At 71.5% G+C, this 14,773-nt stretch carries 13 protein-coding genes; 5 read left to right on the top strand and 8 right to left on the bottom strand.

Annotated features, from left to right (window positions below; genetic code table 11):
- Position 1 precedes the first annotated feature (1 nt).
- The 4 genes from PGH47_RS23030 to PGH47_RS23015 form a co-directional block, all read right to left on the bottom strand.
- Complete coding sequence (locus PGH47_RS23030; RefSeq protein WP_271665025.1) at positions 2-799, bottom strand: aldose epimerase family protein; 798 nt, start codon at positions 797-799, stop codon at positions 2-4.
- Between the two features lie 25 nt (positions 800-824).
- Positions 825-1,763, bottom strand: a complete 939-nt coding sequence (locus tag PGH47_RS23025; RefSeq protein ID WP_271665024.1) for an SRPBCC domain-containing protein — start codon at positions 1,761-1,763, stop codon at positions 825-827.
- A 123-nt stretch (positions 1,764-1,886) separates the two neighbouring features.
- A complete protein-coding gene (locus PGH47_RS23020; RefSeq protein WP_271665023.1) occupies positions 1,887-3,530 on the bottom strand; it encodes a polyamine aminopropyltransferase in 1,644 nt (547 codons plus the stop codon).
- Between the two features lie 81 nt (positions 3,531-3,611).
- Positions 3,612-4,169 carry a DUF2617 family protein gene (locus PGH47_RS23015; protein WP_271665022.1) on the bottom strand — a complete coding sequence of 186 codons (558 nt, stop codon included), beginning with the start codon at positions 4,167-4,169 and terminating at the stop codon, positions 3,612-3,614.
- An 807-nt stretch (positions 4,170-4,976) separates the two neighbouring features.
- Here PGH47_RS23015 and PGH47_RS23010 point away from each other — a divergent pair.
- On the top strand, positions 4,977-6,161 hold the full coding sequence (locus PGH47_RS23010) for a pyridoxal phosphate-dependent aminotransferase (protein WP_271665021.1): 1,185 nt from the start codon (positions 4,977-4,979) through the stop codon (positions 6,159-6,161).
- A 99-nt stretch (positions 6,162-6,260) separates the two neighbouring features.
- Here PGH47_RS23010 and PGH47_RS23005 read toward each other — a convergent pair whose 3' ends face one another.
- On the bottom strand, positions 6,261-6,788 hold the full coding sequence (locus PGH47_RS23005) for a YbjN domain-containing protein (RefSeq protein WP_030945435.1): 528 nt from the start codon (positions 6,786-6,788) through the stop codon (positions 6,261-6,263).
- Positions 6,789-6,924: 136 nt separating this feature from the next.
- Here PGH47_RS23005 and PGH47_RS23000 point away from each other — a divergent pair, with 136 nt between their 5' ends.
- Entirely contained in the window at positions 6,925-7,422 is a 498-nt protein-coding gene (locus PGH47_RS23000) for a hypothetical protein (RefSeq protein WP_271665020.1), read from the top strand.
- Between the two features lie 50 nt (positions 7,423-7,472).
- On the opposite strand, the gene clpB is transcribed toward PGH47_RS23000, so the two are convergent.
- Positions 7,473-10,070, bottom strand: a complete 2,598-nt coding sequence (gene clpB / locus PGH47_RS22995; RefSeq protein WP_271665019.1) for an ATP-dependent chaperone ClpB — start codon at positions 10,068-10,070, stop codon at positions 7,473-7,475.
- A 120-nt stretch (positions 10,071-10,190) separates the two neighbouring features.
- Here clpB and PGH47_RS22990 point away from each other — a divergent pair, with 120 nt between their 5' ends.
- Positions 10,191-10,604, top strand: coding sequence for a pyridoxamine 5'-phosphate oxidase family protein (locus PGH47_RS22990; protein ID WP_126903541.1), 414 nt, complete (start codon positions 10,191-10,193; stop codon positions 10,602-10,604).
- A 235-nt stretch (positions 10,605-10,839) separates the two neighbouring features.
- Here PGH47_RS22990 and PGH47_RS22985 read toward each other — a convergent pair whose 3' ends face one another.
- The gene (locus PGH47_RS22985) at positions 10,840-11,175 is read right to left on the bottom strand and encodes a hypothetical protein (protein ID WP_030945423.1); all 336 of its coding nucleotides are present in this window, start codon (positions 11,173-11,175) and stop codon (positions 10,840-10,842) included.
- Between the two features lie 370 nt (positions 11,176-11,545).
- Here PGH47_RS22985 and PGH47_RS22980 point away from each other — a divergent pair, with 370 nt between their 5' ends.
- Both PGH47_RS22980 and PGH47_RS22975 read left to right on the top strand, forming a co-directional pair.
- Positions 11,546-12,514 carry a helix-turn-helix transcriptional regulator gene (locus tag PGH47_RS22980; RefSeq protein WP_271665018.1) on the top strand — a complete coding sequence of 323 codons (969 nt, stop codon included), beginning with the start codon at positions 11,546-11,548 and terminating at the stop codon, positions 12,512-12,514.
- The gene (locus tag PGH47_RS22975; RefSeq protein WP_271665017.1) at positions 12,511-13,527 is read left to right on the top strand and encodes a helix-turn-helix transcriptional regulator; all 1,017 of its coding nucleotides are present in this window, start codon (positions 12,511-12,513) and stop codon (positions 13,525-13,527) included. The genes PGH47_RS22980 and PGH47_RS22975 overlap by 4 nt, the downstream gene beginning before the upstream one ends.
- Here the strand turns inward: PGH47_RS22975 and PGH47_RS22970 are convergent.
- Positions 13,454-14,545: a helix-turn-helix transcriptional regulator gene (locus tag PGH47_RS22970; RefSeq protein ID WP_271665016.1), complete on the bottom strand. Its 1,092-nt coding sequence runs from the start codon at positions 14,543-14,545 to the stop codon at positions 13,454-13,456. The two genes, PGH47_RS22975 and PGH47_RS22970, sit on opposite strands and share 74 nt — an antisense overlap.
- Positions 14,546-14,773: the final 228 nt, after the last annotated feature.

Below are 14,773 nucleotides of genomic sequence, written 5' to 3'. Positions count from 1 at the left end.
CTTAGAGGCGCCGCCAGCTCCAGACGGTCGTGGCCTCCAGCGGCTCCAGGGGCGTGACCAGGCGGGGCAGGGTGTTCAGTCCGTTGGGCGGCCCGGTCTGCGGCTCGACGCAGACCGCGGCCTCCTGCTCGTCGTAGACGACGACCCACTCCTCGCGGCTGCTCACCTTCAGCTCCAGCCGCCCCGGCCAGGTGAGCGTGACGTCGACGCCGTCGGGCATTCCGAAGCAGTCGTCCCACGGGCCCGGCAGCGGCTCGACGCGGTTCCCGGTGGGCAGGTGGTCGTCCCCGCGCTCCTCCTGCCAGGCGGGGCTGAAGTCGAGCCGGACGTCCTCGGCACCCTCGCCGCCGAGGTTGCGGTTGAACCAGGGGTGCCAGCCGATCTGCGCCGGGAAGGAGTCCTCGTACGTCTCGACGGACATGGTGAGACTGAGGCTGTCCGGCGTGAGCGCGACGACATGCGTGACACGACCGGCGTACGGCCACGGTTCGACCAGGTCGTACGTGATCACGGCCTCCCCGTCGGCGACCCGGGCGACCTTCCAGGCGCCGTCGCGGGTGGTGCCGTGGATGGCGTGCGGCGGGGCGTTGAGCGGCATCTGCCGCACCCGGGCGCCGTCGAGGAACCGGCCGTCCCTGACCCGCCCGCACCAGGGAACCATCGGGAAGCACCCGAACCGCTCCCCCTGCCGCAGCAACTCGGTGCCCCCGACGCGCAGCCCCCCGACCCGCCCGCCGTTCCCCGGCAGCACGTCCACCTCCGCGTCACCCGCGGTCAGCGTGATGTGTTCGTTACTCACGGGAAGACCCTACTGGGACGATCGCTCAGCGCCGACGCCGCAGCATCCGCCCCACCACGATCGCCGAAGCCAGCACCAGCGCCGCCGCAGGCGCGGCCCACCGAAGCGTCGAGTTCGGCGCAACGGTCTGCGGCGCCGGGACAGGCGCGTACCGCCCCCGCGGCGGTGCGTGATCCACTTCCTCCGCACTACGCCCGATCATCGTCCGCCGAGCATGCGCGGCCTCCGCCACAGGCGAATCCTCCCCGTCTTCGTCCGCGTCCTCGGAGTCGTCCTCCTCGGCCCGCGGATCCAACGACGGCGGCGGCACCTCACTGTCGAAGACGGAACCGGACTCGGCCCCGTCGTCCGCGCCGTCCGCCTCACCGGCGGCAGCATCGCGCCCCGGCTCCGGCACGGCCGCGTCATCCGCATCCGGCGTCGTCTCGAAGTCACTGGTCACCCGAGTCTCGAACTCCCCGGGCGCCAAGGCCTCCTCAACGGCCTCGACATCCGCGTCGGGCCCCGACTCGGGCCCGGACTCCGCCGCGGCCGCGCCTTCCCCGGCCACCACCCCCAACTGCCCACCAAACCGATTCAGCAGCCGGGAGACGGCCGACCCCACGGCCTCCGCCGAGAACTCCGTGACCCGCCCGTCGGCCGACGCGGTCCCCTCGAACCGCAGCGTGGCCCCGCCCTCGGCCTCGGCGACCCGCAGGGTGAGCGCCAGCTTCACGGACCCGTTCCCGCGCGCCTCGGTCGCGTCGCCCGCGACGGCGTAGGAGCCGTCCTCCCGGGCGGAGATCCGAACGGCACCGCGATAGGTGATGGTGTGACCGCCGACGCGCACCTTCAGCCGCCCGGTCACCGGCTCGGCCCCGGCGTCCTGCTGGAGCCCGGGGACCGCCCGGGCGACCCGCACGGGATCGGCCAGCACCTCCCTGAGCCGCTCCGCCGTAACCGGAACGAACACCTCATGCTCCATGCCGATCGAGCCTACCCAGCATGGCGTGAACCGCACCCACACATCCCTGGATTCTCACCGGACACCCGCCCGCCGGGCGTATCCTCGCCGCGCCCGCCACTCCCCGCCGCCGCCCGCCCCCGCTCAGTACCGTGGATGCAGCACCGTGGAAGCGCCCAGCCCTCCGATCCTCGTCCCCTCCGCTGCCCTGGCATCCGCCGTCAGACCCGTCTGGGTCAGGGTCTCCGGGCGCGGTGCGCCCTCCCCCTTGCCGAGCCGCAGCACCGGCCGTTCCTCCCGGGCCGCCAGGATGAAGCCCCAGTCCTGCGGTGCGCGGGTCGGGCGGGTGGAGCGGTCGGGGCCGGCCGTGAAGCCGGAGTCGCGGCCGCTGACGCGGTACGGCGCGGTGCGCAGGCCGGCCGAACGCAGCGTCGCATCGGCCGTCCAGAAGACACGGGGCCGCGACGACACCGGCCCGGCGTGCACCGCGAGGCGCCCGTGCGGTGTCAGGGCGCGGCGGGCGAGGCCGTAGAACTCCTGGGAGTACAGCTTCGTGCTGGCGGTGATGCCGGGGTCGGGCAGATCGGAGATGACGACGTCGTACGTCTCCGGCGGAGCCAGCCGCAGCCACCGGAACGCGTCATCGGTCATGACATGGACGCGGGGGTCGCCGTACGCGTCCCCGTTGAGCCGGGACAGCGCGGGGTCCTCGCGTGCCAGCCGCACCACCTCGGGGTCGACCTCGACGACGTCGACCCGGTGCACCCCGGGATGGCGCAGCACTTCGCGCGCCGCCAGCCCGTCCCCGCCGCCGAGGATGAGCACGCGCGTGTGCTCGCCGCTCATCGCGGGGTGGACCAGCGCCTCGTGGTAGCGGCGGGCGTCGCGCCCGCCGACCCGCAGCCGGCCGTCGAGGAAGAGGTCGAGGGGCCGGCCGTCGGTGCCGCCGGTGATGACGACCTCCTGGACGTCCGTCTGGATCGCCACGCGTACGTCCCGCCCGTACACCGCGTGCCGCGCGGCCCGTTCGAAGTCGTCGACGAGTACGGCGGCGGAGGCGAGGATGCCGAGCACGGTGATGTTGGCGATCACCAGCAGCCAGCGGGCGCGGCGGCTGAGGTCCCCGCGGAACAGGCCGAGGACGAGCGCGCCGCCGACGACGGCGTTGACGGCGCCGGTGATCAGGGCTGAGCTCAACTGGCCCAGCAGGGGCAGCAGGAGGAAGGGGAAGGCGAGGCCGCCGACCAGCGCGCCGACGTAGTCCGCGGCGAACAGGTCGGCCACCGCGCCGCCCGCGTCCTGGCGCCGGATGCGCTGGATGAGCTCCATCAGCAGTGGCACCTCGGCGCCGATGAGCAGGCCGATGGTGAGGGAGAAGGCGACGAGCAGGGCGCGCGGGCCGTGTGCCCACATCCCGCCCCAGTCGCCGGTCCAGGCGAAGACGGCGTACAGCGCGAGCGCGCTGGACCCGCCGACGAGGGCGAGCACGGCCTCGATGGCGCCGAAGCCGGCCGCGGCGTGCGGGCGCAGGCGCTTCGCGGCGAGGGAGCCGATGCCCATCGCGAACACCATGACGGACAGCACGACGGAGGCCTGGGTGACCGAGTCACCGATCAAGTAGGAGGCGAGGGCGACGAGTTCGAGTTCGTACACGAGTCCGCAGGCGGCACACACGAAGACGCCCGCGAGGACCAGGAATCGCCCGGTGCCCGGCCGGACCGGGAGCCGCGGGGGACCCGCCCAGGGCGGCCTGGTGCCGGGTGGGGCGGGGGCGTGCGGCTCGATCACGTTGCCGACGGTACGTTACGGCACGGGCACGCTTCGTCACCCACACGGGTGTTGTTGAGGCGGCGGACGTTTGCGTCGCAGTCAGACCCCCGACGGTCTGAACGGCGCCGTCCGCCGTCGGGCCGCACCCTTGGCCACCCGTACGCCCACCCTCGTACGCGTCGACACCAACTGCCCTTCCTGCGGGTACGCGTGCCATGTACGCCAGTGCACCTGCCCCTCGTGGTGCTGGGCCAGCAGCGCGGTGAAGGCGTGCGGGCTGCCGGGGAAGACACCGGCGAGGCCGTGCGGATGGTCGGCGACCAGTGCCAGCAACTCCTGGGCGCGGCCCGCGAACTGACCGGGCGAGAGGATCTCCACGCGGGCGGCGAACTCGTACTCCCAGTCGTCCGTGCGCTTGGCCACGCCGAGGGGCAGGGGGGTGCTGCTGCCGGGCATGCAGGCCACCGTCTCCGAGCACATGCCCCGCTCCTCCTCCAACAGCACCTGGTGGGACGCGCCGAGCAGTCGTAACTGAAGTTTCGTGCCGGTCAGTTCGAGGTCGAGGGCGGCCAGCGCGGGCAGCGGCTCCCGCCCCAGGGCCCAGGCGAGGTCGGCCGCGCGCGTGTCGGTGTAGGCGGTGTTCAGGGTCGTGAGCATGGGTCGGCTCCGCTACGCGAACAAAGGGAGGGTGGGGCTCCGGCGCGCCCCGGCCGACGCTGCGAGGTCGGCCCGGTCAGCTCATTGATCGGCAGGTCAGATGGGTGTCCGCGGGACGTCCGATGGGCTGCGTCGGCGAAATTCACTGAATCATGAACTGTGGCGCCGACACAGTGTTTTTACCCAAGTTCGTAGGGTTTCCATCCCTCAGAGGGCTTATCAGCTCAACTGTTCAACTCCGGCGTACGCCGATGGGCACGGGGCGTACGCCGGTGCGCTGGCGCTCGCACACCGATGCGGGCGCCGGACGCACAGAAGCGGGACCGGTCCCAGGCACCGGCCCCGCTCCACGCGGATGCGATTCCCCCTGCTCGGGGAGCTCAGCTGCCCCGTGTCAGCTGCCTCCGCCACCGCATCCGCCTCCGCCCCCTCCGCAGGACGACGACCCGCCTCCGCATGACGAGCCCCCGCCGCAGGAGGAGGAGCCACCTCCGCAGGACGATCCGCTGTCGCCCCCGCCGGCCCACCAGCTGCCGCCGCTGCTGTGCGAGCTGCTCCCCCTGCGGCTGTGGGTACGACGGGACGACCGTGCGCCGCTGCGCGCGGCCGACACGAGGATCACCACAAAGACCACTGCGACCAGCGCCACCACAAACCCTGTAACCATGGCGTCAGCCTCCTTCCGTTCCCCCGAAGCGGACCCGGGCGTCCCCCCGTGGGCGCCTCCCGCTCGGTGCGTGGCAGTGAGATGCCCGGCGGTCTCACTGCCCAAAGCAGAGTTGAGGAACTCCAGAGCTTGGGCGGAGGATGGCGCGCATGACCTCCTCCTCCCGCCCGCTGCTCAATCGCCGGCTCGCCGAGTTCGGGACGACGATCTTCGCCGAGATGTCCGCGCTGGCCCTGAGTACGGGGTCCATCAACCTGGGTCAGGGCTTCCCCGACACCGACGGGCCCGAGGAGATCCGTGAGGCGGCCGTGCGGGCGCTGCGCGACGGGCGCGGCAACCAGTACCCGCCGGGCCCCGGCGTCCCCGAGCTGCGCACGGCGATCGCCGCGCATCAGGAGCGGCGCTACGGGCTGTCGTACGACCCCGACACCGAGGTACTGGTCACCGCGGGCGCCACCGAGGCCATCGCGGCCACCCTGCTGGCGCTGCTGGAGCCCGGCGACGAGGTCATCGCCCTGGAGCCGTACTACGACTCCTACGCGGCCTGCATCGCCATGGCGGGCGGCACGCGCGTGCCGGTCACCCTGCGCCCGCACGAGGGAAGCTTCCGGCTCGACCTGGACGAGCTGCGCGCCGCCGTCACCGACCGCACCCGGCTGCTGCTGATCAACACCCCGCACAACCCCACCGGCACCGTCCTCACCCGTGCGGAGCTGGCGGCGATCGCCGAGCTGGCGGTCGAGCGGGATCTGCTGGTGGTCACCGACGAGGTGTACGAGCACCTGGTCTTCGACAACGCCGAGCACCTGCCGCTCGCGACCTTCCCGGGCATGCGCGAGCGGACGGTGACGATCGGGTCGGCCGGCAAGAGTTTCTCGTTCACCGGCTGGAAGGTCGGCTGGGTGACCTCGGCGCCGGGCCTGGTCACGGCGGTGCGGTCGGCGAAGCAGTTCCTGACGTACGTCTCGTCGGGGCCGTTCCAGTACGCGGTCGCGGAGGCGCTCGCGCTGCCCGACAGCTATTTCACGGCCGTCCGCGAGGACATGCTGGCCAAGCGGGACCTGCTGGCGACGGGGCTTGCGGAGGCCGGGTTCGAGGTGTTCAGGCCCGCCGGCACCTACTTCATCACCACTGACATCCGCCCCCTGGGCGAGAGCGACGGCTTCGCGTTCTGCCGCGCGCTGCCGGAGCGGGCCGGGGTCGTCGCCATCCCGAACGCGGTCTTCTACGACCACCGGGAGGCGGGGGCGCCGTTCGTGCGGTTCGCGTTCTGCAAGCGCACGGAGGTGCTGGAGGAGGCGGCCAAGCGGCTGCGGGCCATGTAGCGCGGCGGGCACTCGAACGGGCGCCCAAAACGGCGTGAGCCCGGCCCGGCACCCGGCCGTTTCGGCCGGTGCCCTGGCCGGGCTCCTGCTTGTCGAGGACTACTCCTCGTCGTCCTCGGGCTTCTCCGCGTCGTTGACCTCCTGCTCAAGGCCGAGCTGCTCGACGAGCCACTTGTCGAACTCGATGGCGGCCCGCACCCAGCTGACCGTCGACGAGACGAAGTGCTCCAGGCTCACGCCCGTGCCGATCAGCATCTGTGCCTCGCCGATCAGGCGGACGGTGCCGTCGTCGTGCGTGTGGCTGTAGACCTTGGGCCACAGGGTCCGGCGGTTCCAGTCGTCGATCGACTCGAGGAGCAGGGGCTTCTCGTCGATCTTGTGGGGCCGGTCGTAGAACGTCCGCACCGAGAAGACCTGCTGGTCGTCCTCGCCGCGGAACATGAAGTACGTACGGAACTGCTCCCACGGCGCCGCGAGGTCACCCTCGTCGTCGACGACGTACTTCAGCTCCATCTGGTCGAGGAGCTGCTTCACGAGGTCCTGATCCGGGACAACGGGGCCGGGCGGGGGCCCGGGCTGCGGCTGCTGGCCCCCGAAGTTCGGAATCGAGGACGGGTCGATGCTCACCGTGATTTTCCCTTCGTACGGATTCCGCCATCCTCCCCCATGCGGGGAGGGGGGTGGCAACCCCGGACAGGCCCTGTCAGCCCTCGGCTGACAGGATCTGGCCTGTCGCGACGGACCGCGCACGGAGGGTGGGGACATGTCCGGAACACAGGGCGGGGCCGGGGCGGCTCGCGGCCTTACGAAATGGTGGATCGTCGCCGCGATCACGGCCGTGCCGGCGCTGCTGCTCGCCGGTTTCGTGGCCATGGTGGCCGTGTGGGTGGTGTCGGACGACGAGCTGTCCCGCTCCGGCCCCGAGAAGGTCCCCTGCGCGGACGCCCTGCGCTTCGGCGGGGCCGCGCTGCCGGACGGCGCGCAGGCCGTCGGGGCGTGCGAGGTGCAGGGTTTCCAGGACATCCACTACAGCGCCGCCTTCCGGATGCCGCGCGCCGATGTCCGGGAGTGGCTCACGTCCACGTATCCGGACGCGGGGGCGCCCGAAACGCAGTTCTGCGCCGGCTCGGACGTGGATCTCTGTCTGGATGTGGACGTCACCGGGCACGAGCCGCCCGTGGACGCCCACGCCGTGCGGGTCGACGTCGAGTACGAGGACGGCGGCACCGCACTCGTGCGCTTCGCCGCGTTCACCCTCTGAGCGGCGACGGCCCGCCCCCGTGATTCCGGGGCGGGCCGTCGGGCGTGGCGTCAGAGCGTCTTGCCGGTGGCGGGTCCCACGATCAGGCCGTCGCCGAAGGCGTCCACCCGGACCGTGTCGCCGTCCTTGACCTCGCCCGCCAGGATCTCCTTGGCGAGGCGGTCGCCGATGGCGGTCTGGACGAGGCGGCGCAGCGGTCGGGCGCCGTAGGCCGGGTCGTTGCCCTCGTCGGCGAGCCAGGCCAGGGCCGCGTCGGTGACCTCCAGGGTGAGCCGGCGTTCCGCGAGGCGCTTGGCGAGCCGGTCGATCTGAAGGCGGGCGATCCGGCTCAGCTCGTCCTTGTTCAGCGCGGAGAAGACCACCAGGTCGTCGAGCCGGTTGAGGAACTCCGGCTTGAAGGCGGTGCGGACCACCTCCAGGACCTGCTCCTTCTTCTCCTGCTCGCTGGTGATCGGGTCGACCAGGAACTGGCTGCCCAGGTTCGACGTCAGCACCAGGATCGTGTTGCGGAAGTCGACCGTACGGCCCTGCCCGTCGGTGAGCCGGCCGTCGTCCAGCACCTGGAGCAGGATGTCGAAGACCTCGGGGTGCGCCTTCTCCACCTCGTCGAGCAGCACGACACTGTACGGCCGCCTGCGCACGGCCTCGGTCAGCTGGCCGCCCTCCTCGTAGCCGACGTACCCGGGGGGCGCGCCGACCAGCCGGGCCACACTGTGCTTCTCGCCGTACTCCGACATGTCGATGCGGACCATCGCCCGCTCGTCGTCGAAGAGGAAGTCGGCGAGGGCCTTGGCGAGTTCGGTCTTGCCGACGCCGGTCGGGCCGAGGAAGAGGAAGGAGCCGGTGGGGCGGTCGGGGTCGGCGATGCCGGCGCGGGTGCGGCGTACGGCGTCGGAGACCGCCTGGACGGCCTCCTGCTGGCCGATCAGCCGCCTGCCCAGCTCGTCCTCCATGCGCAGCAGCTTCTGCGTCTCGCCCTCCAGGAGCCGGCCGGCCGGGATGCCGGTCCACGCGCCCACGACGTCGGCGATGTCGTCGGAGCCGACCTCCTCCTTGACCATGGTGTCCTTGGCGGCCTCCTCCTCGGCCTCGGAGGCGGCCTCCAGCTCCTTCTCCAGGGCGGGGATCTCGCCGTAGAGCAGCTTGGAGGCGGAGTCGAAGTCGCCGTCGCGCTGGGCGCGTTCGGCCTGGCCGCGCACCTCGTCGAGCCGTTCCTTCAGCTCGCCGACGCGGTTGAGGGACTGCTTCTCCTTCTCCCAGCGGGCGGTCAGGCCCCGCAGCTCCTCCTCCCGGTCGGCGAGGTCGCGACGCAACTTCTCCAGACGCTCCAGGGAGGCCGCGTCGGTCTCCTTGTCGAGGGCCAGCTCCTCCATCTTCAGCCTGTCCACCGACCGCTGGAGCTCGTCGATCTCGACCGGCGAGGAGTCGATCTCCATGCGCAGCCGGGAGGCCGCCTCGTCGACGAGGTCGATGGCCTTGTCGGGCAGGAAGCGGGAGGTGATGTACCGGTCGGAGAGGGCGGCCGCGGCGACCAGCGCGCTGTCGGCGATCTGGACCTTGTGGTGGGCCTCGTAGCGGCCCTTGAGCCCGCGCAGGATCGCGATGGTGTCCTCGACGGTCGGCTCGGCGACCAGCACCTGCTGGAAGCGCCGCTCCAGGGCGGGGTCCTTCTCGATCCGCTCGCGGTACTCGTCGAGAGTGGTGGCTCCGACCATGCGCAGCTCACCGCGGGCGAGCATGGGCTTGAGCATGTTGCCGGCGTCCATGGCGGAGTCGCCGCCGGCACCGGCGCCGACGACGGTGTGCAGCTCGTCGATGAACGTGATGATCTGCCCGTCGGAGTCCTTGATCTCCGCGAGCACGGTCTTCAGCCGCTCCTCGAACTCGCCGCGGTACTTCGCCCCGGCGACCATGGCGCCCAGGTCGAGCGCGACGAGCCGCTTGTCCTTCAGCGACTCGGGCACGTCCCCCTTGACGATCCGCTGGGCGAGCCCCTCGACGACGGCGGTCTTGCCGACGCCGGGCTCACCGATGAGGACCGGGTTGTTCTTGGTACGGCGGCTGAGCACCTGGACGACCCGCCGGATCTCCTGGTCGCGGCCGATGACGGGGTCGAGCTTGCCCTCGCGGGCCGCCGCGGTGAAGTCGGTGCCGAACTTCTCCAGCGCCTTGTACTGCCCCTCGGGGTCGGCGGAGGTCACGCGCCGCCCGCCCCGGGCCTTCCGGAACGCCTCCAGCAGCTTCTTCGCGCTCGCGCCCTGCTGGGTGAGCACGTCACCGGCGGCGCCGCCCTTCGCGGCGATGCCGATGAGGAGGTGCTCGGTGGAGAGGTACTCGTCCCCGAGCTCCTGAGCCCGGGTCTGGGCGTCCGCGATCACGGCGAGCAGCTCACGGCTGGGCTGCGGGGGTGCCACGGTGGACCCGGTGACGCTGGGCAGCGCGGCGAGCGCCTTCTCGGCGCCGGCCCGCACGGACGCCTGGTCGGCGTCGACGGCCGCCAGCAGATCGATGATGTTCTCGTTGTCCTGGCCCTGGAGCAGAGCCAGCAGCAGGTGGGCGGGGGTGAGATCCGGGTGGCCCTCGGTCACGGCTCGGTTGCTGGCCGCGTTGATCGCGTCCCGGCTCCTGTTGGTCAGCTCTGCGTCCACGTGTCCGTTCTCCTCCTGATGTCAGCGGCGCTCAGTACTGACTGAGTCAGCGTACACAAAGTTGAGTCTATTCCACTCAAGGTAGTGCGGGGAGGCTTGGGGCGACTAGGTTCCAGGGCCATGGCCGCATACCCCCAGGATCCCGCCGCGCCGGACGCGCCGTACCTCACCTTCTGGCAGGAGAGGCACCTGTGCACCCTCACGACCCTGCGCCCGGACGGCACCCCGCACGTGGTACCCGTCGGAGTGACATACGACCCCGAGGCGGGGTTGGCTCGGGTGATCACGAACAAGTCCAGCGCCAAGGTGGGCCATGTACTGGCCGCCGGCCCCGACGGGGCGACGGTCGCGGTCTGCCAGGTGGACGGCGGGCGGTGGGCCACGCTGGAGGGGCGGGCGCGGGTCAGCGCGGAGCCGGAGCGGGTCGCGGAGGCGGTGCGACGGTACGCGGTGCGCTACGGCCGCACTCCGGCACCCAATCCCCACCGGGTAGTGATCGAGATCGAACTGACCCGGGCCATGGGGCGCGGGTGAGCGGGCGAGGGGCGCCGGCCCCGGAGCCGGACGGCGGGGCGGGCGCGGGCGCGAGTGACGGCTCGGATGGCGGCTCGGGTGGCCGGATACCGGTCGCCCGGTTTCAGCCACCGCGGAACGGGCGGATACGGGGAAATGTCCCCGTAAAACTGCAGCGGCGTCACCGTGTTCAGGTCACGGTGACGCCGCTGCGGGGGGAAGCACCTGAGCGATCTGTTACGACGGGGGAATCGCGTCAGGCACTGCGGGGGGTGGCTGAGATGGTCCTTGGGGCCGGGGCCTCCGGCTCCACCAGCCGGTGGTCTCGTTGGTCGAGGTTGACGAAGATCATTCCATACCGGACGGCACACCGGACGGGCTGCGGCGCCCCCCGAGGCCGCCGCAGACACCGGTACGCCCTGACGTCCTCGTCCTCGTCCCGCGTCACGACCACCGGCTCTCCGAACACCGTCACCATCAACGAGTCACCGGGGTGGGGGATCGCGGTGACAAGGTCGATGAAGTGCCAGCCGGAGCGGTAGGCGGTGGCCATTTCGCGGCGGAAGGAGCGGTCGTCGGGTGGGGTGGTCATGCCTACTCCTGCCCGCCGCTGCTCTTCTGCGCGACCGTCGGCCAGGAACTGTCTCCGGCGATCGTGACCGTCTTGACCCCGGTCGGCCAGCTGCTGTCCGCTCTGTCGCTCTTCGATTCCGAGAGGCCACTCAGGACTCCGACGGCCACAACGGTGGAGAAGGCGGCGACAAGAATCGAGCGAAGCATTCTGTTCCGCATAGTCGGCTTCGTCCTCACTTGAAGGTCCCCTCTTCCCCCGTCGAGTAAGACGATGGCTCATTCGGGCACTTCATGGCCACACGATCGGTGCATCATGTTCCTGCATGTTCAGGACCCTGGGGGGTGGAGATTTGGCAGCGAATCCGACTAAAGCGACACATCCCCATGCGATGACCGAGATGTGCGCGCAAGGTGGCCGTCTCTATGCGAACGCGCTGCGCACGGGGCGTATCGCACGCGCGGAGGCGGAGGCGGCCCCCTGTTTGATGGAGTTCGCCCTGCTGTACCCCGACCCCGACGACGCGAACTGGCTGATCCCGGTTCCCGCCTCGGTCGCGCTGGCTCAGCGGCTCAATCCCATCGAGCGGGAGATCACCGAGCGCAGGCGGTTGTCGGTGGAGCTGGCCGAGGCACTCCAGCCCTTCATGGACCTCAGTACCCAGGTGACGGGGAGCACGCACTCCATCACCGTGCTGGAGGGCGGCGAGCGGATCAACGCCGCCCTCAATCTGGCCACCGCCCAGTGCCAGACCGAGATGCTCACGGTCCAGCCGAGCAACCGCATCTCCGAGCAGAGCCTGCTCCAGGGCCTGGAGCGGGACCGGCCGCTGATCGAACGTGGTGTGCGGATAAGGACCCTCTACCAGCACACCGTGCGCTACAACCCGGGCAAGCTCGCCTACGTCGCCCAGCTCTCCAACGGCAAGGTGGAGTACCGCACCATCGACGAGCTGGTGGAGCGGCTCATCATCTGCGACGAGTCGGTCGCCTTCATCCCCACCCGGGACGACCAGCAGGTCGCCCTGGAACTGCGCCACCCCGGGCTGATCCGCTACCTGATCAAGGTCTTCGAGTTCATGTGGAGCCGCGCGGTACCGCTGAGCGAGCACGCGCCGTACGAGACGGCACCCGACGGCATCACGGAGATCCAGCACTCCATCGCCAAGCTCCTCGTGGAGGGCCACGTCGACGAGGCGATCGCCCGGCGTCTGGGCATGAACGTGCGCACCTGCCGGGCCCACATCGCCAAGCTCGCCTCCGCCCTGGGCAGCGGCAGCCGGGCCCAGCTCGGCTACCTCATCGCGCAGTCGGGGATCCTGGAGGCGGACCAGTCGTCGGGAGGTGACGGCCACCTGTGACCCAGGGGCACACGCACGCGGTGGAGGAGCTGTGCGAGGCCGGCATGGACCTGTACGCCCGCGCTCTGCGTGAGGGACGCGTGCCCACGCGGGACGCCGACGGCGCGCCGTGCCTGGCCGAGTTCGGACTGCTCCAGCCCACGGTCGAGGACCCGGACCGGCTGGAGCCGGTCGCACCCGCCGTGGCCCTGCACCGGCTGCTGCGCGCGTCCGGGGAGCGGATCGCGAGCGAGCGCCGGCGCGAGGAGCTGCTCGCGGATTCGTTCGCCGAGCTGATGCAGATCGACGGCAGGCGTACGGCGGCCACGGACAGCCCGGCCGTCCATGTGCTCCCCAGGGAGCGGATCAACCAGGCCATCACCGAGGCCATGGCGCAGGCGTCGGGCGAACTGCTCTGCATCCAGCCCAACGTCCGCTACAACGACCCGCACGCCCAGGCGGCCCGTGCCGTCGCTCTGGAGCGCGACCAGGCCCTGCTCGACCGCGGCGGCCGTATCCGCGCCCTCTACCAGCACACGCAGCGGCACTCCCCGGCCGTGGTCGCCCGCTACGAGGAGCTGCGGGGCGACGTCATGGCCCGCACCCTCGACGAGGTCACCGACCGGCTGCTGCTCATCGACGGCACGGTGGCCTTCATCCCCGCCGACAAGGCCGGCACGCTCGCGCTGGAGGTCCGCCACCCCTCGCTGCTGCACTACCTGGCCACCACGTTCGACCGGCTGTGGCGGCTGGCGACGCCGATGTACCCCGAGGCCGTCCAGCCGCCGACCCTGAACGGGGTCAGCCCGCGCCAGCGGGCGATCGCGAGCCTGCTGGTCGAGGGGTACACCGACGCCTCCATAGCCGACCGCCTGGGGATGAACGTCCGTACCGCCCGCGTCCACATAGCCAAGCTCGCGGCGACGCTGGGCAGTGAGAGCCGGGCCCAACTCGGCTATCTCATCGGCCGGTCGGGGATTCTTGACCAGGAACCCCGTGCCCTCCAGGAATCCCGGGCACCCCGGCAACCCTGATCACGGCGGCCTCCGACGAGGACACGCGGGAGCGGTCCAGCCCCACCTGCGCTATCCGCACCCCGAGTTGGGTACGGCTGGCCGCCCCCAGTGTCTCCGAGAGGCGGGCGATGTGGGCGCGGCACGTGCGCACGCTTATCCCGAGGCGTTCCGCGATGACCGCGTCCTGGTGCCCCTCCGCGAGCAGCGCGGCGATGGACTGCTCGCGGTGCGAGATGCCCTCGATGCCGGTGTCGGGGAGCGGTGCGGTCAGCGGGATCGCCAGGCGCCACAGCCGCTCGAAGACCGTCACCAGGTAGTGCACGAGCCCGGGATGCCGCAGCTCCAGGGCGAGCGTGCGGTCGGCGTTCGCCGGGATGAAGGCCACCGTGCGGTCGAAGAGGATCAGCCGGTCGATCACCTCGTCCAGCGTGCGGGCCTCCACCGAATCGCCCATCAGCTCCAGGTAGTTGAGCAGGCCCTGGCCGTGCCGGGCGACATGCGTGTACAGGTCGCGCATCCGCACGCCCCGCCCGCGCAGCGCCATCGCCCGGTGCAGGCCCTCCGTCAGCTCGTGCTCGGGCCGGATGCCACCGGGCTGCACGGTCAGCACCTCGGTCGTGCACGCCTGCGTCGCCTCGTCCAACGCGCCCTGGATGCGCGAGTCGCCCTCCAGGACCCGGATCGCCGAGGCCGGTACGGCGGTGTCGGTGCCGGACGCGGGTGACGGCTGGGGGCCGAGCGCGGAGTACCACTCGAAGGCCGCGACCGCCGAGCCCATCCGCCGCTGGCTCGCGCTGACCTCGTCGTAGACCCCGCGCAGCAGCCGCGTCATGACCTCCTGCGGGGAGGTCGGCACCAGCCAGTCCATGTCGTCGGGGTCCGGGTGCAGCAGCGCCAACTCCAGCAGGCAGGGCACCGGATCCGCGTCGTGGCGCGGCACACGGCCGCGTCGTACGGCCCGGGAGTACACCCGGTCCCCGGCCTCGCACAGCCGGTCGGCACCGTGTGGATGCTCCTGCGCCCCGTGCCCGGCCATCGCCCATCCACCCCCGGTTCCTGCCTCTGTCGCCGGCTCGCTCGCCTCCGGAGCGCGGTGTCGACACCCCTGCCGGGACACACCGGCCGGGCGGGGCCTGGTCGACGGACCCATCGTGCTCGGCCGTGTCGGCCCCGCGGTTCGCTCGCGCTTCCGCAGCGCAACTATGCGCGGACCGGCCTTGCTCCGCAACACGGCTCCTACCGGGACGGCCGCCGTAAGATACCG

It is taken from the genome of Streptomyces sp. HUAS 31, from assembly GCF_028198125.1.
GTDB lineage: Bacteria > Actinomycetota > Actinomycetes > Streptomycetales > Streptomycetaceae > Streptomyces > Streptomyces chartreusis.
Note: the sequence above shows the minus strand (reverse complement) of the source record. Positions and strands in the feature narration are given on the sequence as shown.